The sequence below is a fragment of the Haemophilus parainfluenzae ATCC 33392 genome (assembly GCF_031191205.1).
GTDB classification, from domain to species: domain Bacteria; phylum Pseudomonadota; class Gammaproteobacteria; order Enterobacterales; family Pasteurellaceae; genus Haemophilus_D; species Haemophilus_D parainfluenzae.
In genome coordinates this window covers 531559-552580 of sequence record NZ_CP133470.1, presented here as the reverse complement: position 1 = coordinate 552580, position 21022 = coordinate 531559, and the positions used below count along the sequence as shown (strand labels likewise).

Below are 21022 nucleotides of genomic sequence, written 5' to 3'. Positions count from 1 at the left end.
TTTTATGAATGTTGCAGAATTTCACCAAAATATTGAACAGGTTTGGCAAAAAATTGAAGAAGCGTTAGAGAATCAAGATTGCGATGTAGATTGCGAAACGCAAGGTTCGGTATTTACCATTACGTTTGATGATCGTTCACAAATCGTCATTAATAAGCAAGAACCACTTCTTGAGCTTTGGCTTGCGAGCCGCTTGGGTGGATTTCATTTTGCCTATAAAAGCAATGATTGGGTGGCAAATGATGGCAAACGCTTTTGGGATTGTTTAACCGAGGCGGTTGCCGCTCACGGAGAAACGGTAACATTCTAATGGCCGAACTCGCGGAACATGCCCCGCAAAAAACAGACTTAAAAACGACCGCACTTAATACGTTGCGGTCTGTTTTTGGTTACCAATCTTTTCGCAAAGGGCAGGAAGAAGTGATTCACGCTGCGTTAAGCGGTCAGGATGCCTTAGTGGTGATGGCCACAGGAAATGGCAAATCCTTGTGTTATCAAATTCCAGCACTTTGTTTTCCAGGTCTCACATTAGTGATTTCGCCTTTGATTTCTTTAATGAAAGATCAGGTAGATCAACTCCAAGCAAACGGTATTGAAGCCGATTTTCTAAACTCTAGTCAGACGCCAGAACAACAACAACAAGTTGAAAATAAGCTGATTTCAGGACAATTAAAATTATTATATATTTCGCCTGAAAAAGTGATGACAAACAGCTTTTTTCAGCTGATTTCTTATGCTCAAATTTCCTTTATCGCCATTGATGAAGCACATTGTATTTCACAATGGGGGCATGATTTCCGTCCTGAATATACCCAACTTGGCGGCTTAAAAGCGGCTTTTCCAAATGCGCCGATTATGGCATTAACGGCCACAGCTGATTATGCGACAAGACAGGATATTCTGACTCATCTTAAATTAGACCATCCTCACAAATACATTGGCAGTTTTGACCGTCCGAATATTCGTTATACGTTGGAAGAAAAGTTTAAGCCAATGGAGCAGCTTACGCGTTTTGTTTTAGCTCAAAAAGGTAAAAGTGGCATTGTGTATTGCAATAGTCGTTCGAAGGTGGAACGTATAGCAGAAATTTTGCGAAATAAGGGCGTGTCGGCTGCTGCGTATCATGCGGGAATGGAAACAGCACTACGCGAATGCGTCCAACAAGATTTCCAGCGAGATAACATTCAAGTTGTAGTTGCGACGATTGCATTTGGCATGGGCATTAATAAATCCAATGTGCGTTTTGTTGCCCATTTTGATTTGCCGAGAAGCATTGAATCATATTATCAAGAAACCGGTCGTGCGGGGCGAGATGATTTACCTGCAGAAGCAGTACTTTTCTACGAGCCGGCTGATTATGCTTGGTTACAGAAAATTTTGCTGGAGAAACCAGAGACGCCACAACGTCAAATTGAGCAACATAAATTGGAAGCTATCGGTGAATTTGCCGAAAGTCAAACTTGTCGCCGTTTGGTATTACTCAATTATTTTGGCGAACATCGTCAAACACCTTGTCAAAACTGCGATATTTGTCTTGACCCGCCCAAGAAATATGACGGTTTAATTGATGCACAAAAAGTGATGTCGACGATTTATCGTGTGGGGCAGTGTTTCGGTGTGCAATATGTGATTGCGGTATTGCGAGGGATGCATAATCAAAAAATTGTAGAACGCCAGCATGATAAGTTAAGTGTTTATGGCATTGGCAAAGATAAAAGCAAAGAACATTGGCAATCCGTGATTCGCCAGCTTATCCACCTTGGTTTTATTCAACAAGTGATCGGTGAGTTTAATAGTGCAACGCTTCAGCTCACAGAAAGCGCTCGCCCTGTTTTAAAAGGCGAAGTGCCGCTTGAATTAGCGATGCCACGCATTTCATCCATTAATAAAATTGTGCATACATCCCACAAAAATACAGTGGCAAATTATGATAAAGATTTGTTTGCTCGTTTGCGTTTCCTACGGAAGCAGCTAGCGGATAAGGAAAATATTCCACCGTATATTGTCTTTAATGATGCGACGTTACAGGAAATGGCACAATATATGCCAACAAGTAATATTGAAATGTTACAAATTAATGGCGTAGGGGCAATCAAATTAGAACGCTTTGGGCAGCCGTTTATGGCATTGATTCGAGAGCACAAAGCAATTTTAGAAAGGCCAAAAAAAGAATAAGTGCGGTCAAAAAACAGAAGATTTTTCGACCGCACTTTTTTCTAGCTGGCACTTACATCTTGTTCATCGCGTAATTGACGATCAAAGACTTGCGCGCAATCATCGGTACCCGAACCATACCAAGTGGTATCACGCAATGCCACTTCACCTTTACGGTATTTTTCCACTTCGCTTTTCTTCACCAAATAGCCCGTTACACGAATCAAATCGGTGTTTTTAAGGTAAGTGGTGATATAGCGGTAACCTTGTGAAAATGAACCATCAATAATATCGACGACGGCATCTAAATGATCCACATAGGTTTGGTCAAAGGCAAACAAATCACCGGTACCTGATGGGAAGTACTTATGGAATGGTGCTGATTGTTTTAAATGAGCTAATAATGTTGGTTCTTCACCTACACGAATGCGATGTGCTGGTGCATTACGTTTATCTTCTTCATGATTGCTAGCGCCTACTTGAGCATGTAATAAATAACGGTTGCCCGTGCGTTCAGCATACACGCCGTCATGGTTATCCGTGACTTCTTTTAATTTATCCATAATCAAGGTCGCAATTTCATCACCGCGTTGGCTTTTACCAAAGGTTTCGTTTAATCCTTCTTGTTGTAGCAAGTGATTCGCTGCATCTGCAAGCCCTACAATGGCGAACATTCCTGTGAAATTGGTCCGTTTGATAAAACCTTCTTTTTCGAGGAATGAGGTATTGAAGAAGTTGCTTTCTTCTACTACAAATTTATGGCGTTTATCCATGGTGGAAAGTGCACATTTTGCGACACGAGGTAAAAGCTCATTGACCATTTCATCCACGGTTTTACAGGCACGTGCAATGGTACCCAAACGTAGTCTGGTGAGAGTATAAGCGCCACCACATTCAGGAAGCGCGTTGTAGCAGCTTGCAATACCATATTGTTCGCCTAAATCAGAAATATAGTAAGCATCATTGGCAAACGACGGTTTAGAAACCAATAAGCAAGCTTTTGCCGCTAATTCTGCAAATTCACGACTTGTTTTGCTCTTATCGTAACGAATGGTCATATTGGGTGTTGGTGCTTCCAACTCAATCACCGCTTTTAAAATCAAGCGCCCTGCTTTGGTGTCATAAGGGCCAATATTGGCATGACAGAATGAATCCGGCACAGTTTTATCCACATGATTTAAGAAGCGTTTAATTTTGATGTAGTCTTGTTTTTCATCGGTAATAAACGGATCAAGTAGCATGTCTAAACGCCCAATGTAAACCGGGAATGTGGTAATGGAGGGCACATGGGAATATAAAATCAATAAGCCATCTAATACGTCATCAAGATTCTTAGGGGCTGGCAATTCAAGGAATTTACAGCCTTTTTCAATATACACATTGTAATCTGGCAAAATATAGCGGGGGCGATAAATCGCATAGCCTTCGTTTAAATCACAGATCATTTGATTTTGAAGGAATTGCCATTCTTCATCCGTGTAGCCTAATAATTCACGAGGATCAAATAATCGCTCGGCGATATTGCCTAAACACATGAGTTTTTGTTGATAGGTGAGTGTATTGGATTTTACGGTATCCAAAATATCTTGAAGAGATGCAAGCATAATAATGTCCTAATTTAAAAGGGTAGCCTATTTTAAGTCAGTGACTGGATGATGACAATTTTGACAATGTGATCTACATCACATTTATGATATTTATCAGTCAATTCGGTTATATCATATGACGTTAAAATGTTTTGGTTTTATGGGGTTTCCCATTATGATGTAAGCGTTAAATATAAATGGGAATAATATGAAAAAAGCACGGGTGATTCCTCACACCAGTTGGGCCGCAAAATCGCTATGGTCAGTCGAAGGTAAAACGATGTCGATGCTATTATTTGCATTGGCAATACTGGGCATTGGAGATGGCTTAATTGTGCTCGCTAATTTGGGTTCCTCACCTTGGACCGTACTTTCTCAAGGTGTGGCATTACAAGCCGGAGTTAGTATTGGTTGGGCATCACTCGGTATTAGTTGTTTGGTGATGTTGGCTTGGATTCCCCTTAAGTTAAGATTTGGACTGGGCACTATTTTGAATATTATCGTGATTGCTTTTTTTCTTGGTTTAACCGTGAAAATTGTACCTGAACCAACCGCACTTTTGAGTCGAATCTTATTCGGAGGAATTGGGCTTTTGCTTTATGGGCTTGGAACAGCATTATATTTAACCTGTCATCAAGGCGCTGGCCCGCGGGATGGATTAATGGTGGGGTTTTGTCAACGCTTTCATTTAAAAGTAGGGATTGTGAGAACAAGCCTTGAAGTGTCGGTTTGTGTGCTAGGTTATCTCCTCGGCGGCACAGTCGGCATAGGTACCGTTGTTTTTGCCGCCGCAATAGGTTGGATTGTACAGTTATGTCTAAACTCAATTGCCCGTTTGCCACATCTTCCGTACGAAGGGAATAATCTCAATTAAGGCATCATCAATCGAAATTAAGCCTAAATTAATTTCCTCTTTGCCTTTTGGCGGGCAGAAAGCAAGATGTTTATCTGCATCATTAATCGGCTTCCAACGACGAGGCTGAGATGAGCGACTATTTGGATAGAATCCGATTGTTGGCACATTGAATGCACTGCTTAAATGCAATGGTCCAGTAGAGCCCGCAATAAATAAATCCGCACAAGCTAGAGAGTGTGCAAAATCAACCAATCCTTTATTCTTATCGTAAACAACCACATTTTGATTATCGATTTTTGCCGCTAACTCATGGGCTTTTTCACTTTCACCAGGTCCTGCCGTTAAGATAATCTGACAGTCAAATTCGTTTAATAAACCTTGTATCAATTGAGCATATTGCGACAATGAAAGACTTGTTGCTGAGCCACCTGTTCCACTATGCACAAAGACCCATTTTTTATCTGCAGATAAACCGAATTGTTTTTGAAGAAAAACACGTTGATTTTTAACCGCACTTTCAGGAAATGAAAGGTAAGGTGGTTTGGGTTCCACAATCGGCATGTTGTGTTTCTTTAAGAACGCCCGAGCCAGATCTTGATTGTACTCGGCTTCCGATTTTTCTGAACGTGAACGGCGTTGTGTTAAACGATGGTTATAAAGGATTTGTACCCATTTTGTTGCGGGCGCAAGGCGATAAGGAATCCCACTTTTCCAGGCTAATTTACCGTTATGGGTATTGGAAAAGAAGCTAATCATGCCATCAAATTGCTGCTCTTTGATTTCTTTAACAAGACGATTGAAATCCGCTTTGTCGTTCTTGGCACTATCAATGATAACATCATCTAAATAAGGGCAAATTTGTGCAAGTGGTGCGGTATAAGCCGGCACAAGTGCGGTCAGTTTTAGCTCGGGATTTGAGGCTTTCAACATCGCAAAAGCCGGAAATGCTTGAACAAAGTCGCCCAGTTTATCGTTACGAATGACTAAAATTTTCATTATTCTGCCTTCTGATGTGTTCGTATTGCAGCATAAAACACAATCGTTAAGAAAAAGTAAAAAATAGTACCTGAATTATGTACCAAGAAACCTTGGCTTAAGCCATAAATCATCACAGATAAAATATGGGCAACACCTAACGTTGCAATCAGCTTGATCTCATCATTTGTGTTATTCAGCTTTTTCATAAAGGCACGTAGAGGAATAAATAAAACAGCAAGCAAGGCAAGCAGCCCGACAATTCCTCGTTTGGATAGGTCGTCTAAATATTGGTTATGGGCATGCGTAAATTGTCCAATGTTACCCGTGGCAATTTTTTCTTTTGTTTCTTGCTTACGTTTTTCTGTTGCACCTTGAATGCCCCAACCAAATAAAGGCTTTTCTTTTGCCATTTCAAGTGCACTCTTCCACATTTCAAATCGAGCCCCAAGAGAAGTATTTCCATCATGGTTATCTAAGTAAAGTTGGATATCTTTTTGGGCAACGTCGATTCGTTCCATAATGCGGTTATTGGGCATTTGACTAATGCCAATGCTTGCAATCACAATAATCCCAAAGAAAGTCAGGAAAAAACGTTTTGAAAGAGATTGGCGATAAATATAAAGGATAACAACAAGCAAGACAGGTAATGCCACCCATCCACCTCGAGCAGTAGAAAGCAAACTTCCTACGATGCCACATAAACCACCAATAACACTAAGAGTGGTTAACTTTACGTCTTTTTTATGATGGGCATAGAGGGCAATAATTAGGCTAAAAATACCTAATGACATAGAAATATCACCACCTTGAATATGCATAATTCGAGGGTTCTGATCCGGATTAAGATTTAAGATAAATTTATCATAAAGTGCTATACAGACGGCAATAACACCACTAAGTGGGATAGAATAACTCAAAACACAGGTTTTGATTGGGCGTTTTAATAATAGGAGAAAAACGGGAATTAAGAAAATAACACGACTTGCCGTGTCGAGGTCACGCATTTTTCCCCCATTAATACTGAGAGAAAGTACAAAGGTAAAAAAATAAAAAAGGTAGCTGTAAATTAACCATTTATCAACTTTCGATAAGTTTAAAAGCGGTTTCTTGATTAAAGCATAAACGCTATAACCTAAACCGACTAACATCAGTAGAGCAGGCGCGGCATTATATCCTCCTTTGACAATAAATATTGAAAGAAAGAAAAGTGTTACCGCAAAGTTTATTATGGTGGCTAACCAATTTTGTTTCGTTATTTGCATCGATAAGAACCAACATTCTGGTTATGTAAAACTAAAAAACCGCACTAACAAAGTGCGGTTTCATTTTAGTCTATTTTTATGGATTATAAAACATCAACGCAGTTTAAGTCTTCGAAAGATTGCTCTAAGCGTTTAGACATTGATTCTTCCATTTTACGTAACCAAACACGTGGGTCGTAGTATTTTTTGTTTGGTGCATCAGGACCTTCAGGGTTACCTAATTGACCTTGAAGATAAGCTTCATTTGCTTTATAGAAGTTTAAGATACCATTCCATGCAGCCCATTGAGTATCAGTATCGATATTCATTTTGATTGCACCATAGCTAATTGCTTCGCGGATTTCTTCGCGACTAGAACCAGAACCACCGTGGAAAACGAAGTTGATTGGTTTTGCTGGTAGATTGCGTTCTTTTGCAACGAACTCTTGTGATGCACCTAAAATAGATGGTTTTAATTTTACGTTACCTGGTTTGTAAACACCGTGTACGTTACCGAATGCTGCCGCAACGGTAAAGTTAGGGCTTACAGGGTTTAATTGATCGTAAACATAAAGCACATCAGATGGTTGGGTATATAAACGAGATTCATCTACATCAGAGTTATCCACGCCATCTTCTTCACCACCGGTAATACCGATTTCGATTTCAAGGGTCATACCTAATTTGTCCATGCGAGCAAGATATTCACGGCAGATTGCCATGTTTTCTTCCATTGGCTCTTCAGATAAGTCAAGCATGTGAGAAGAGAATAATGGACGGCCCGTTTCTGCAAAGTGTTTTTCACCCGCTTCAAGTAAGCCATCGATCCATGGAAGCAATTTTTTCGCTGCGTGGTCGGTATGAAGAATAACGGGCACACCGTATTCTTTGGCTAAAGTATGAACGTGTTTCGCACCCGCGATCGCACCTAAAACATCTGGACGTGCACCGCTTGCTGGTTTGATACCTTTACCTGCGTAGAAAGCTGCACCACCGTTTGAGAATTGGATAATTACTGGTGCTTTCACACGCGCAGCGGTTTCCAATACAGCATTTACGGAGTCAGAACCCACGCAGTTTACTGCTGGGATCGCGAAGTTGTTTGCTTTGGCATAAGCAAAGATTTTTTGTACATCTTCACCTGTTACTACGCCAGGTTTTACGATATCTAATAATTTAGCCATAGTTGTGTTTCCTTTTGTTTTGGAGGATTTATTCCTCCGTTTGAAGAATCAATATTTATCCCCTCTATGAGAGTAGAGGGGATAGAAGCCATTCAATTAACCGTTCGCACGTTTTTCAAGAATTTCTACTGCTGGTAATACTTTACCTTCAACGAATTCTAAAAATGCACCACCACCAGTTGAGATGTAAGAGATTTTATCTGCAATACCGAATAAATCGATAGCTGCTAAAGTATCACCACCCCCTGCGATAGAGAATGCATCGCTGTTTGCAATCGCGTGAGAAATGATTTCAGTACCTTTACGGAAGTTAGGGAACTCAAATACGCCAACTGGACCATTCCATAAAACGGTTTTTGCATTTTTGATGATTTCAGCTAATTGTTCTGCAGATTTATCACCGATATCGAAGATAGATTCATCATCTTTCACTTCGGTTACTGATTTTTCTGTTGCTGGTGCAGTTTCAGAGAATTCAGTACCAACACGTACATCAACTGGAACTGGAATATCAGTGCTTGCGGCTAATTCTTTTGCTACAGGGATTAAATCTGCTTCATATAAAGATTTACCCACATTGTGGCCAGCTGCCGCGATGAAAGTATTTGCAATACCACCACCCACAATAATTTGGTCAGCAATTTTTGAAAGAGAGTTTAATACTTCTAATTTAGTGGAAACTTTAGAACCACCTACGATCGCAACCATCGGACGAGCTGGTTCTTTTAATGCTTTACCTAATGCATCTAATTCTGCTGCAAGTAATGGACCTGCACAAGCAACTGGTGCAAACTCCGCTACGCCATAAGTTGATGCTTGTGCACGGTGAGCTGTACCGAATGCATCCATCACGAAGACATCGCAAAGTGCGGCATATTTTTTACCTAATTCAGGATCGTTTTTCTTCTCACCTTTGTTTACACGTACGTTTTCTAAAACAACGATTTCGCCTTCTTTAACATCCACACCGTTTAAGTAGTCTTGTACTAAACGCACATTGAAACCTGCGTCTTTTAAGTAATCAACAACCGGTTGTAAAGAGTCTTCAGGTTTGAATTCCCCTTCAGTTGGACGACCCAAGTGAGAGGTAACCATCACTTTTGCGCCTTTCTCTAAAGCTAGTTTTAACGTCGGGATAGTCGCACGAATACGCGCATCAGATGTTACTTTGCCATCTTTTACTGGTACGTTTAAGTCCGCGCGAATAAATACACGTTTACCTTTTAAATCTAAGTCGGTCATTTTGATTACTGACATAATCTTTCCTCTTGGGTTAGTTAAAATTAAACTTGAATATTATACCTAGTTCTGACTAGGTTGTAACGATGTAGATCAAATAAAAAAGCGAATTATGCTTATTTTTGGCAATCGATTACTTCCCACTGGCGATTGTAACAAATGAATAGTTCATTATGGCTCGCCCCTAAATAAGCGCCTTTTAATTGCGGATTATGTTGCTTCATCCATTGAAATAATTCTTTACGGCTTAATTGTTCGTTTGGCAAGGAAAGCGATTCAAATAATGCTTTCTCTTGTTTGAAATAAGCTTCCGCTGAATCAAAAGCGCAGCTGCCGTGTTTTTCCCATTCGCCTTGTAATAATTTTGCACCTGGCGAGATTGAAAGATAAGGCTCGAGGGTTTCAACTGGAAGCGGTGCTAAATCACCCTTACAAAAACGTGGATGATCCGTAACAGAACGTGCATTTGCATTTTGTGGCCATAAGCCATGCACCACCCAGCCAAATTGATTTTTTGTACTACATTGATATTGCGCTGAATCAGGTAAATTATTGCCATATTGCGCACGTTGTTTTTCACAGAATGCAGGCGACCAAGATAAGGCCAGCATATAGTAATCAACAGGGGCATTTTTATTTTGTCCAATGGCATCATCGCGCATGATGACATCATAATTTCCAAAATCGTTGGTATTTTTGACCGCACTTTGGCTTTGTTGTTGTGTAGTTGTTGGAGCGGGTTTGGTGTCTTTTTTGTGTTCAGTGAAATATTGCCAAATGCTCAATGCAGCAAGGGCAATAAGGGAAAGAGTAGAAACCTGTTTTTTCATAAAAATCCTGTTTAAATTTTGTCAATTTTAATTTTGTCGGCTATAATTCGCCGCTTTCTTATATAAAGGAATGGTATGGCGTTACTGATCACAAACAAATGCACAAACTGCGATATGTGTCTCCCCGAATGCCCGAATGAAGCAATTTCAATCGGCGAGGAGATCTATGTGATCGATCCTGTACTTTGTACGGAATGTGTTGGTCATTATGACACGCCAACCTGCCAAAAAGTTTGCCCGATTACAAACTGCATCAAGCCAGATCCTGAGCATCAAGAAAGCGAAGAGCAGCTTTGGGAACGTTTTGTGATGATTCACCATTCGGATAAGTTGTAGAATTTACCTGATCTTTTTCTTTTCGTCCAATGACTATGAATAAAACGAAGTTAATTAAAATCGCCATCATTCTGATTTATTTGTTCAGCCCCATTGATATTTTGCCTGAAGCGGTGCTTGGTCCGTTAGGTTTAGTAGACGATGCGGCAGCCATTGCCTTATTAATTCGAATTTTATTGAAAAAATAAAAACTTGAATAAAATCAACCGCACTTTGTTTTTCTCATTCTTGCAAAATTCCGTCAATTTCTCTAAACTACGCGTCGGAAAATTTCTTTCCTCATCATTTCACTTTAAACGCTACCCGTGAGTAGCAAAAGGGACCTCAATCATGACAAACGTCAATCAATATGGCTGGAAAGCCTTGATTGGATCTGCTGTCGGCTACGCGATGGATGGATTCGATCTTCTTATTCTAGGATTTATGCTTAGTGCCATTTCGGCCGATCTTAATTTAACCCCCGCACAATCTGGCTCATTAGTCACTTGGACGCTTGTTGGCGCTGTGGTGGGCGGTATCGTATTTGGCGCATTAAGTGATCGTTACGGGCGTGTCCGTGTGTTGACTTGGACCATCGTACTCTTCGCCGTATTCACCGGTTTATGTGCAATTGCACAAGGCTACTGGGATTTATTAATTTATCGTACCATTGCGGGCATCGGTTTAGGCGGTGAATTTGGTATCGGTATGGCATTAGCCATTGAAGCTTGGCCAGCCAAACACCGCGCAAAAGCGGCTTCTTATGTGGCATTAGGTTGGCAATTCGGTGTGTTAGCCGCTGCATTACTCACACCGGTACTGCTTCCACATATCGGCTGGCGTGGTATGTTTGTTGTTGGTATCTTCCCGACATTTGTTGCTTGGTATTTACGAGTTCGTTTACATGAACCTGAAATTTTCTCGCAAAAACAGACCGCACTTTCAACACAAAAAATCTCCAAACTGGAATCTTTCAAACTTTTAGTAAAAGATAAAGCGACCACAAAAGTGAGTCTTGGTGTAGTAGTTTTAACTTCTGTACAAAACTTTGGTTACTACGGCATTATGATTTGGATGCCAAACTTCTTATCTAAACAACTTGGCTTTAGTTTAACGAAATCGGGTTTATGGACGGCAGTCACCGTATGCGGCATGATGGCAGGGATTTGGATTTTTGGTCGTCTCGCCGATAGAATCGGACGTAAACCAAGCTTCTTATTATTCCAACTTGGCGCGGTAATCAGCATTATCACTTATTCTCAATTAACCGACCAAACCGCGATGTTGGTAGCGGGCGCATTCTTAGGGATGTTTGTCAACGGCATGATGGGCGGTTATGGCGCATTAATGGCCGAAGCCTATCCGACAGAAGCACGTGCAACAGCACAAAATGTGTTATTTAACTTAGGTCGTGCCGTAGGTGGTTTTGGGCCAGTTGTTGTAGGCGCAGTTGTTTCAGCATATTCATTTAGTATTGCGATTGCTTTCTTGGCAGTGATTTATGTGATTGACATGGTGGCGACGGTCTTCTTAGTGCCAGAGTTAAAAGGCAAAGAATTAAGCTAAGTGCGGTCAAAAATATTCAAGTTTTTGAAAACATCGGTGTTAAAGCCGATGTTTTTTATTTGTGAAAAATCAGCCAATTTCAACCGCACTTTATGCTAAACTATGGACACTTTTCCCTATGTTGAAGAATTATCGTGTACGCTAAACGTTCAGTTTCTACCCGTATTGCTAAATATTTATTTGTGGTCATCATCTTTATGGGCATTATTAGCTCATTGAGTTTGCTTGTGATGGCTAGTAATAAATCGGATGCGGAAGCGATTAATATTTCCGGTTCTTTGCGTATGCAAAGTTATCGGTTATTAACAGAAATGGAACGTTCACCTAATACAGTTGAACAGAATTTAGTGCGTTACCAAGATAGTCTCAACGCTAATGTCTTGCTTACTGTGCAGAATCAGCTTTTTGCCCCTTCAGGGATAAAAGCGTCTTATCAAAAAATTCTTCAACGTTGGATGATGATGTCTGATTTCGCCCGCGCGCATCAAATCGAAAAATATCATGCTGAACTAAAAAGTTATGTACAAGATGTCGACGATTTTGTGTTGGAATTACAACGCTTTGCAGAGAAGAAATGGATTATTGCAGTTTCGGTGCTGTGTATTTCGATGTTGCTTATTTTAGCCATGGTGTCTTATGTCATTTGGTATATGAAGCGTGAAGTGGTGAAGCCGCTAGAGCTGATGACCAAAGCCAGTATGCAAGTACAAATGGGGCAGTTTAATCATATTCCGCTAGATACCGCGAGCAATAATGAACTGGGGGTTTTAGCGAAAGTGTTTACGCAAATGTCCTCGGAGTTAGGGCGACTTTACTCACGTTTAGAAGATGCCGTTAATGAGAAAACCCAAAAGTTGCGTCAAACGAACCGCTCTTTAACCACATTGTATCAAAGTTCACAGTTACTTACGCCCACGAAGATTAATGATAAAATTCTCAGCCAAGTGCTCAATCATATTCGTGTTAGCGAACATTTACGCTACATCGAGTTAGAAATTTTCGGCTCAGAACATTGGGAAATTTCTTTTGGTCAAAAAGATCCTAAACAATCACTTCAAGTTGAAGAACTTTCTATTGAAAATGAAAACTTGGCGGTGCTCTCGTGGCAAGCCGGTTTGCCTTGTCCTGATCCACGCATGATGAAAAATTTAGGGCAAATGGTGGCAAAAGCGTTGTATTCACATAAAACGCAACGCCAACAAGAGCAACTTTTGCTGATGGAAGAGCGGTCAATTATTGCGAGAGAATTACATGACTCATTGGCGCAAGTGCTGTCTTTCTTACAAATTCAATTAACGCTATTAAAGCATAATTTGAAGAAAGAAGACGAGGAATCAAAAGAGAAAAGCATTGCGATCATTAGAGAATTTGAGCAAGCCTTATCAGATGGTTATTCTCAATTACGAGAATTATTAGCGACCTTCCGTTTAACGGTACAAGAAGCCAATCTACAGGTTGCTTTGGAGCAAGTTATCGAAAGCTTGCGTTCGCAAACGAAGATGCAAATGACTGTGGACTGCAGTTTGCCATCGCAAAGTTTAAATCCACAAGAATTAGTGCACGTTCTGCAAATTGTGCGTGATGCAACATTGAATGCGATCAAACACTCAAAAGGTACGTTGATTGAGGTGAAAGCACATATTAATGCAGAAGGGGAATACGAAATTCTTGTGCAAGATAATGGCGTGGGGATTCCAACGTTAGACGAGCCAGAAGGGCATTATGGTTTAAATATCATGACTGAACGCAGTCGCCAATTAAATGCTCAGCTTACAATTTCAAAAAGGGAGCAAGGTGGTACGATGGTTAAAATCACGCTTCCTCACACGTTTTTTTAAGGAAAGTTAATGCAAAGTTTACAACCGTTTCACACCTTCAATATTCCGGCAAATGCGCGTGAAATCATTGAAGCTACATCGATTGAACAAATCCAACAAGCTTGGCAAAAAGCGCAAGCTGAAAATCTCCCTGTCTTATTTTTAGGTCAAGGTAGCAATATGCTATTTTTAGAAGATTTTCAAGGAATAGTGATTGTTAATCGTTTATTGGGTATTCAGCATACAGAAGATAGCGATTACCATTATTTACATGTTAATGGTGGTGAAAATTGGCATGAGTTGGTGGAATGGTCGCTTTCACAAGGAATTAATGGGTTAGAAAACCTTGCACTCATTCCAGGCTGTGCCGGCTCTGCACCGATTCAAAATATTGGTGCGTACGGCGTAGAATTTAAAGATGTGTGTAATTATGTCGATGTGCTAAATCTCAACACAGGCGAAGAATTCCGCTTACAGGCGAACGAATGTGAATTCGGTTATCGTGAAAGTATTTTTAAACATCGCTATGCGCAAGGTTATGTGATTACGGCAGTGGGATTGAAATTAGCAAAAAATTGGCAACCAATTTTAAAATATGGCTCATTAGTGAATTTTGATCCTCAAACAGTAACAGCAAAGCAAGTGTTTGATGAAGTGTGTCATATTCGCCGCAGCAAATTGCCTGATCCGAAAGAATTTGGCAATGCGGGCAGTTTCTTCAAAAATCCTGTGGTGAGTGCAGCGCAATTTGCGAAAATCCAAAAACAAGTTGAAAATCTACCGCACTTTCCACAACCGGATGGTTCGGTGAAACTTGCTGCGGGTTGGTTAATCGATCAGTGCCATTTAAAAGGTTTTCAAATCGGTGGTGCAGCTGTTCATCAACAACAAGCGTTAGTACTGATTAATAAAGGTCATGCTACGGGACAGGATGTTGTGAAGCTTGCACATCATATCCGTCAAACTGTAGCAGATAAATTTGGTGTGTATTTACAGCCTGAAGTGCGCTTTATGGGCGCAAATGGCGAAGTGAATTCAGAGCAAGCCATCAGTTAATTTATAGAGGAAAGCAATCATGAACTTTAAAGACATTTTAGAGACTTTACCAAGCATTGATCATCTAACAGGTTTAGACGTATTAAACGGTGAAACAGTGATTCATCATATTCCCGCTGCGCCAGGTAAGTTAGGTTCGCTTCGTCTTTATCATGCGTTAGCAGAAAAATTTAATGGGAAATTAGACCGCACTTCTGCACAACAAGGCATTGAGTGGTTTGCTGAACACGTTGAAGATGCGAAGCAAAATCCTGGAAAACACCCGAATATTGATTTATTGTTTAAGGTAGCGGCGGAGGATGTAATTTATTCGCTTGTACCATTAAAATAATTCAAAAATTTTTAGTGATTAATCTGAACTTTCAATCGTTAAAAACTGTCAAATAAAACAAATTGAGGTATAATGACAATAGTTGTTATACAATAACAAATAAGTAATGAGTCGGGGCCTAGCTCCGCATGCTGTGAGGAGAAGAATGAATAAAGAAACTCAAATGATGTTAGTACCTCAAGGTAGCATCGAAGCTTATATTCGAGCAGCAAACGAATATCCGATGCTGACTGCAGAGGAAGAAAAAAGCTTAGCAGAACGTTTGTATTATGACGGTGATATTGAAGCAGCGAAAAAATTAGTTTTATCACACTTACGTTTTGTTATTCATGTTGCGCGTGGTTATTCAGGTTATGGATTACCGCAAGCAGATTTAATTCAAGAAGGTAACATCGGATTAATGAAAGCGGTAAAACGTTTTAATCCGGAAGTGGGTGTTCGCCTTGTATCTTTTGCGGTGCATTGGATCAAAGCTGAAATCCACGAATATGTCCTTCGCAACTGGCGTATTGTGAAAGTCGCAACCACAAAAGCACAACGTAAATTGTTCTTTAACCTACGTAAAACTAAACAACGTTTAGGTTGGTTCAATGAAAACGAAGTGGATATGGTGGCGAATGAGCTTGGCGTGTCAAAAGAAGATGTCATCGAAATGGAATCCCGTATGACTGGGGCTGATGTCGGCTTTGATTTGCCAACAGATGATGATGACGAAGCTTATGTACCTTCTTTATATTTAGAAGATAAAAGCTCAAACTTTGCGGCAGAGCTTGAAAGTGAAAACTTTGAAGAACAAGCCACAGAAAAATTAGGTACAGCATTAGCTAACCTTGATGAACGTAGCCAAGATATTATCAAAGCACGTTGGTTAGATGATGAGAAAGCAACCCTTCACGATCTTGCAGCAAAATATAATGTGTCTGCAGAACGTATTCGTCAGCTTGAAGCCAACGCATTGAAAAAACTTAAAAGTGCGGTTGATTTCTAAGCCGTTTTGATAAAAAGAAAACCTGTCGATTATCGACAGGTTTTTTTATTTATTTCTTTTTAGATTTTCCCCACATTTTATCTTCTTGGCCTCGCCACAAGCGCTGAATATTGTCGTGGTGGCGATAAATCAGCAAGCAGCAAACTAAGGCAACGGGGAAGGTAAATTCAGGTTTAAGCCACCAAACGTAAAATGGCACAAGAAGAGCCGTGATCACAGCACTTAATGAGGAATATCGACTAATTAAAAAGACTAATAACCACGTACCTATCGTTGATCCAGCTACACCCCAAGAGATGGGCGCAATGGCACCGAATGCGGTCGCCACACCTTTTCCTCCTTTAAACTGAAAGAAAATAGGGAAAATGTGTCCTAAACAGGCTCCTAATGCCACCATGCCTAATTCAAATTGCGTGAGCCCTAAATAATACCCCGCCCAAACCGGTAGCATCCCTTTTAAAATATCGCAAATTAATACTGCGAGGGCCGCCCAACGTCCGCCAATACGTAATACATTTGTTGCACCAGGATTATGAGATCCATTTTTTCGTGGGTCAGGCAAACCTGCAACCTTACAAATCAAAATTGCACTGGAAATCGAACCCAGTAAATAAGCAAAAATCATATAAAAAAGGGCAAATAGGCTCATTTTGTGCTCCACAATCTTGATTGTATTTGAAAAACTTGTTCGTTATTTTAACCAAACTTGATAGCATAAGCCCACTATATTTTTACAGGAATGAGAGATGGATCGAATTTTTATTGAAGAATTAGTGGTCTTCGCACAAATTGGCGTGTATGACTGGGAACAGCAAATTAAACAAAAGCTTATTTTTGATTTGGAAATGGCATGGGATTGTCAAAAAGCCGCGGAAATGGATGATGTGCAATACTGTCTCAATTATGCCGAAGTAAGCCAATTTATTTTAGATTATGTTCAAGCTAAGCCATTTTTATTGATTGAGCGAGTGGCTTATGAGGTAGCAGAGCAATTACAGCAACGTTTTGGAATTTCATGGTTACGCCTCAAATTAAGCAAACCCAAAGCGGTTGCTCAAGCAAATAATGTCGGAATTATTGTAGAACGAGGCGAGTTGAAATAATCGCTGAAAATTGACCGCACTTTGGAAATATCAAAACAAAGTACGGTTCATTTTTTTAGATGTTTTTAAGCGCCAAACGGAACGCACTCATCCCACTTTTTAATACCAGTACGCTTAATATCATGCTTGCTAGCGGATCAACCCATAACCATCCCAGAAAATAGGCACTGAGCCCCGAAAGTATCGCAATAATGGAACCGAATAAATCGGTCAGTACATGTAGATAAGCTGCTTTGATATTGAGATTATCATGATCGCTGTTCAACATGATCTTTGCCACGAGAAGGTTTATCAATAATCCGAGAGATGCCACGCCAAGCATCGGTAATGCCATCATTTCGATGGGATTTTGCCAGCGTTGAATCGCCTCAAATAAAATCATCAATGCCACGATAATCAATGAGCCGCTATTAAGTAAGGCAATGTATCGTTGTTTTTGAGCGGATAAAAACAATGCTAGCAAGGCTAAAAATAACGATAAACTATCATTTGCCATGTGTCCCGCATCAGCCATGAGTGCCAAACTGTTAAACCAGTAGCCACCAACAAATTCGACAACCATAAAGCCAGTAATGATGGCAAAACTGAGGGCTAAGATTTTTTTATCTTGTGGAATATGCTCATGAGATGAATAGTCATGATGTTCATGAGAATGATGGTTGGACATAATGCTCCTCATTGTGTCTTTAATTAACTTGAGATAAAGTATAAAGTCCGTAGTAACTACAAGGTCAAGGCTTGATTTTAACAAGATGAAGATTCATGAACTCAGCAAACAAAGCGGTATTCATTTAGAAACCATTCGCTATTATGAAAAAATGGGGTTAATGCCGGAGCCTAAACGTCTGGCAAATGGTTATCGAGATTATGATGAAGCCAGTTTGAAGCAATTAAAGTTTATTAAAACCTGCCGAGTGTTAGATTTTAGCTTAGCCGAAATTAAATATTTTAATGCGTTGAAAACACAGCAATCTGAACATTGCAAAGTGGATAGCATATTGGCGAAGCATTTGGTTTCAGTCGAAGAAAAAATTACCGAACTGACTGAAATTAAACATTTCCTACAAAGTTTAATTACCGAAGATGATCATCAAACCGCAGATTGTAAAGCCATGGCCCAATTAAAAGCCTATTAAGTGCGGTCAAAAAATATCAAAAATCCGCACGTGGATGTGCGGATTGGTCATTATTCAGGATCATCCGTAAAGGCATTGTTTCGGAATATCGGCACAAAGGTTGCGAGATATAGTACAAACACAATGGCAATTAAAATAGCGGGAATCATGATAAAAAACAGCTCGTCCACATACATTAAACAAGCTCGAGAAAGTGCCGCCGTGAAAAGGCAAAGCACGGCAAGGCGACAGAGTTTTGGGTAATCCAGTTTCGTAAAGCCACTATGCCATAATCCTGCAGTGAGCCAAATCATCATCATACTGCCGAGAATGCCGCCGAGTGTCACCATGTGTAATGGATCGGCAGTCGGTTCATCAATTAATTTATTGATGCCGATCCACAAATAACCAATCGCGGCAAACAGTTGAAGGAAATAATAAGTACGTATGTAATGTTTGCGTAGCAATTCGTGATGATGTAATTCGCGTAACTTGGCAAGTAAGATAAAGCCAACTGCAAAGGCAGTAAAAGCGGTGGTTTGCGCAGGCAACCATAATTCTGCAGCAGCATGAAGCAACAAGAATGTGATCGCGATATTTTTATACACGACATTTGGGATAAATACGGGATCTTTCAATGTACTTTCTTTCAGTGCCTCTGCGCCTAATAGAATGCTGACTCGAATCGATACAAACATCACTGCTGCCATATTTAAATGCACCTGTGCTCGCAATAATTTCAGACTATCAGTCATGGCGTAAGCCGTCTGACAAACTGTAAATGCGGCAAGCAACATCAGTAAAGTAAAATTGTCGGTATTGCGATCCAACCAAAACAGCCAAGCACAAAAGAGTAACAGTGCGAGCCAATAAGCCGCCACTAAAAACGAGGCAGTTTGCGGGGAGAATGGCAATAACACCAATCCAGAAAGCAAGAGCACGGCTAAAATCGTCGCAATAGGTTTTAAATTACCTTTGTAATTTGTCCACTCAAGCATGGAAGCCGTCAGAAAGCCACCGTATGCCGCGGGCAACATAAATTCTAGGAAAATTTTGCGGTGTAGAATGAGATCATCGGGACTGATGAAAAAGCTCAACGCTCCCACAATCGCAAGAATGGCAGCCCCAACAAAAAAGGGTCGCATCGGATGGGTAAAGAAATTATTCATAATAATGGATTCCTTGAAATTCGCGTGCGACTACGGTTTCTTCAAAGGCTGAATTGCGTTTAGATAATGGCGTTGGCAAAGTAATCACATTTTGTATATCCATCCCTTTTGGAGAAAGCTGCATGATTTCTCGGCTTAATCGAGCCGCTTCAAAACGATCATGCGTCACTAAAATACAGGCCATGCCTTGTTGCTCAATTTTTTCCACTAACATAGTGGCTAAAATATTACGTAAATCGCGATCCAAACCGACAAAAGGTTCGTCCAATAAGGCTAAATCACAGCCGCATAGTAATAGACGCAAAAATGCCACGCGTTTTGCCATTCCACCCGATAATTCGGTCGGGTATTTATTTAAATCACCCGAAGAAAGCCCAATCTTTTCTGCCAGCGCAATGATTTCATGTTCATTTGGTTCATCCATAAAAATGGCAATATTCTGCATAGCCGTGAGATTTTCCAATAGACGATTTTCTTGAAACAGAAAGCCCGTTTTACGAAATGTATTCTTGATTTCACCCGATTTTGGCGTTTCCAAACCTGAAATTAAACGCAGCACAGTCGTTTTGCCACAACCGCTTGGGCCGAATAAGGTTTTTACTTCGCCTGGTTGTAAATCCATACTGAAATCGCGCACGATGGGATCGCGGAGAATTTCAAAACGCACATTTTTTAAACTCAGCATTATCTTCTCCACGGCATAAACAGGATTTCCAATGGCTTGGTAATCAAATATTCAAAGAGTGAAACAAACACAATCACCAACAGCACATAAGCCATCACTGTTGACGTGTCTAACATGGCTCTGGCATCGGCAATCTGTGCTCCCACCCCCTCATTGGCACCCAAAAGCTCTGCCATAATCACCACTTTCACGCCCATCGCAACCGCGACGCCAATGCTGGAAATCACATAGCCTGTGAGATGGGGAACATACAAATAGCGGATTTTCTTCCACAATCCGAGTTTGTACGCATCAAACAATTCTTCATGTTGTTTGTTGACACTTGCCATACCCATGGCGGCACTGGCAAAGGTCAGCGGGGCGACTAATACGATAATGGTAAATAGCACACTTGGATTGCCAAAGCCAAACCAAAATAATGCCATCACGACCCAAATAATTGGCGGCATGGCTAACAAAATCGTAATGACGGGTTTGAGTAATGCCATAGCGGTTTTAAAGCTGCCCGCAATCAGCCCAGCGGCTAAGCCTGCGACTAATGCAATGGTAATGCCTACCACGGAACGCCATAACGAAATGCCGATTTCGTTTTGTTGGAAATGGTCAAGCAGCTCAAGGGCTTTTTGAAAAACATCCGCGGGAGCAGGCAGCATAAATTCACCAAATATCGCACTGCCCCAAGCCCACAAGGCAACTACCATCATTGCCACACTCAAGCCGGTAAAACCGCTCCAGAGATAGTCGATGATGTACAACAGGACAGGTTGTGGTTTACGAATTTTGTCAGTTTTAATCATGTGTTGTGATTC

At 40.6% G+C, this 21022-nt stretch carries 23 protein-coding genes; 12 read left to right on the top strand and 11 right to left on the bottom strand.

From position 1 onward, the window contains the following. The first annotated feature begins 4 nt into the window (after positions 1–4). The gene (cyaY, locus tag RDV53_RS02720; RefSeq protein WP_005696978.1) at positions 5–310 is read left to right on the top strand and encodes an iron donor protein CyaY; all 306 of its coding nucleotides are present in this window, start codon (positions 5–7) and stop codon (positions 308–310) included. Continuing rightward, on the top strand, positions 310–2175 hold the full coding sequence (gene recQ, locus RDV53_RS02715; RefSeq protein WP_005696977.1) for a DNA helicase RecQ: 1866 nt from the start codon (positions 310–312) through the stop codon (positions 2173–2175). The genes cyaY and recQ overlap by 1 nt, the downstream gene beginning before the upstream one ends. A gap of 41 nt (positions 2176–2216) precedes the next feature. Here the strand turns inward: recQ and RDV53_RS02710 are convergent, their stop codons facing one another. After that, complete coding sequence (locus RDV53_RS02710) at positions 2217–3758, bottom strand: YjjI family glycine radical enzyme (RefSeq protein WP_005696976.1); 1542 nt, start codon at positions 3756–3758, stop codon at positions 2217–2219. A 190-nt stretch (positions 3759–3948) separates the two neighbouring features. On the opposite strand from RDV53_RS02710, the gene yczE reads away from it, so the two are divergent. Beyond that, on the top strand, positions 3949–4614 hold the full coding sequence (gene yczE, locus RDV53_RS02705) for a membrane protein YczE (protein WP_005696975.1): 666 nt from the start codon (positions 3949–3951) through the stop codon (positions 4612–4614). Here yczE and RDV53_RS02700 read toward each other — a convergent pair. From RDV53_RS02700 to RDV53_RS02680, 5 genes are all read right to left on the bottom strand, one after another. Beyond that, a complete protein-coding gene (locus RDV53_RS02700) occupies positions 4564–5595 on the bottom strand; it encodes a glycosyltransferase family 9 protein (RefSeq protein WP_032822587.1) in 1032 nt (343 codons plus the stop codon). The genes yczE and RDV53_RS02700 overlap by 51 nt on opposite strands. After that, positions 5592–6578 carry an O-antigen ligase family protein gene (locus tag RDV53_RS02695; RefSeq protein WP_232620856.1) on the bottom strand — a complete coding sequence of 329 codons (987 nt, stop codon included), beginning with the start codon at positions 6576–6578 and terminating at the stop codon, positions 5592–5594. The genes RDV53_RS02700 and RDV53_RS02695 overlap by 4 nt, the downstream gene beginning before the upstream one ends. Before the next feature lie 341 nt (positions 6579–6919). Continuing rightward, positions 6920–7999 carry a class II fructose-bisphosphate aldolase gene (gene fbaA / locus RDV53_RS02690; protein WP_005696972.1) on the bottom strand — a complete coding sequence of 360 codons (1080 nt, stop codon included), beginning with the start codon at positions 7997–7999 and terminating at the stop codon, positions 6920–6922. 96 nt (positions 8000–8095) lie between these two features. Continuing rightward, positions 8096–9256 (bottom strand): phosphoglycerate kinase, encoded by a 1161-nt coding sequence (gene pgk, locus RDV53_RS02685; RefSeq protein WP_005696971.1) that lies wholly within the window; start codon positions 9254–9256, stop codon positions 8096–8098. 98 nt (positions 9257–9354) lie between these two features. Further along, positions 9355–10068, bottom strand: a complete 714-nt coding sequence (locus RDV53_RS02680) for a ribonuclease T2 family protein (RefSeq protein ID WP_005696970.1) — start codon at positions 10066–10068, stop codon at positions 9355–9357. Positions 10069–10143: 75 nt separating this feature from the next. On the opposite strand from RDV53_RS02680, the gene RDV53_RS02675 reads away from it, so the two are divergent. The 7 genes from RDV53_RS02675 to rpoH all read left to right on the top strand — a co-directional run bounded on the left by RDV53_RS02675 (position 10144) and on the right by rpoH (position 16141). After that, entirely contained in the window at positions 10144–10404 is a 261-nt protein-coding gene (locus tag RDV53_RS02675) for a YfhL family 4Fe-4S dicluster ferredoxin (protein ID WP_014064693.1), read from the top strand. A gap of 35 nt (positions 10405–10439) precedes the next feature. Next, the gene (locus RDV53_RS02670) at positions 10440–10592 is read left to right on the top strand and encodes a DUF1232 domain-containing protein (protein WP_005696968.1); all 153 of its coding nucleotides are present in this window, start codon (positions 10440–10442) and stop codon (positions 10590–10592) included. A 142-nt stretch (positions 10593–10734) separates the two neighbouring features. Further along, complete coding sequence (locus RDV53_RS02665; protein ID WP_005696967.1) at positions 10735–11949, top strand: MFS transporter; 1215 nt, start codon at positions 10735–10737, stop codon at positions 11947–11949. Positions 11950–12083: 134 nt separating this feature from the next. Further along, positions 12084–13787 (top strand): nitrate/nitrite two-component system sensor histidine kinase NarQ, encoded by a 1704-nt coding sequence (narQ, locus tag RDV53_RS02660; protein ID WP_005696966.1) that lies wholly within the window; start codon positions 12084–12086, stop codon positions 13785–13787. Between the two features lie 9 nt (positions 13788–13796). Further along, positions 13797–14822 (top strand): UDP-N-acetylmuramate dehydrogenase, encoded by a 1026-nt coding sequence (murB, locus tag RDV53_RS02655; RefSeq protein ID WP_005696965.1) that lies wholly within the window; start codon positions 13797–13799, stop codon positions 14820–14822. Between the two features lie 19 nt (positions 14823–14841). Beyond that, entirely contained in the window at positions 14842–15153 is a 312-nt protein-coding gene (locus RDV53_RS02650; protein WP_005696964.1) for a DUF2322 family protein, read from the top strand. Positions 15154–15298: 145 nt separating this feature from the next. Further along, positions 15299–16141, top strand: a complete 843-nt coding sequence (gene rpoH / locus RDV53_RS02645; RefSeq protein WP_032822589.1) for an RNA polymerase sigma factor RpoH — start codon at positions 15299–15301, stop codon at positions 16139–16141. A 49-nt stretch (positions 16142–16190) separates the two neighbouring features. Here the strand turns inward: rpoH and plsY are convergent, their stop codons facing one another. Further along, entirely contained in the window at positions 16191–16790 is a 600-nt protein-coding gene (gene plsY, locus RDV53_RS02640) for a glycerol-3-phosphate 1-O-acyltransferase PlsY (RefSeq protein WP_005696961.1), read from the bottom strand. Between the two features lie 97 nt (positions 16791–16887). On the opposite strand from plsY, the gene folB reads away from it, so the two are divergent. Continuing rightward, on the top strand, positions 16888–17244 hold the full coding sequence (folB, locus tag RDV53_RS02635) for a dihydroneopterin aldolase (RefSeq protein WP_005696959.1): 357 nt from the start codon (positions 16888–16890) through the stop codon (positions 17242–17244). A gap of 55 nt (positions 17245–17299) precedes the next feature. Here folB and RDV53_RS02630 read toward each other — a convergent pair whose 3' ends face one another. Further along, positions 17300–17911 (bottom strand): cation diffusion facilitator family transporter, encoded by a 612-nt coding sequence (locus tag RDV53_RS02630; protein ID WP_032822591.1) that lies wholly within the window; start codon positions 17909–17911, stop codon positions 17300–17302. An 85-nt stretch (positions 17912–17996) separates the two neighbouring features. Here RDV53_RS02630 and RDV53_RS02625 point away from each other — a divergent pair, with 85 nt between their 5' ends. Then, a complete protein-coding gene (locus tag RDV53_RS02625) occupies positions 17997–18380 on the top strand; it encodes a MerR family transcriptional regulator (protein ID WP_005696957.1) in 384 nt (127 codons plus the stop codon). 50 nt (positions 18381–18430) lie between these two features. Here RDV53_RS02625 and RDV53_RS02620 read toward each other — a convergent pair whose 3' ends face one another. The 3 genes from RDV53_RS02620 to RDV53_RS02610 are packed head-to-tail and all read right to left on the bottom strand — an operon-like array spanning position 18431 to position 21010. Continuing rightward, positions 18431–19528: an NnrS family protein gene (locus RDV53_RS02620; RefSeq protein ID WP_005696956.1), complete on the bottom strand. Its 1098-nt coding sequence runs from the start codon at positions 19526–19528 to the stop codon at positions 18431–18433. Beyond that, positions 19521–20213, bottom strand: coding sequence for an ATP-binding cassette domain-containing protein (locus tag RDV53_RS02615; protein WP_005696955.1), 693 nt, complete (start codon positions 20211–20213; stop codon positions 19521–19523). The genes RDV53_RS02620 and RDV53_RS02615 overlap by 8 nt, the downstream gene beginning before the upstream one ends. Further along, positions 20213–21010, bottom strand: coding sequence for an ABC transporter permease (locus RDV53_RS02610; protein WP_005696954.1), 798 nt, complete (start codon positions 21008–21010; stop codon positions 20213–20215). Before RDV53_RS02610 ends, RDV53_RS02615 begins: the two co-directional genes overlap by 1 nt. Positions 21011–21022 lie beyond the last annotated feature (12 nt).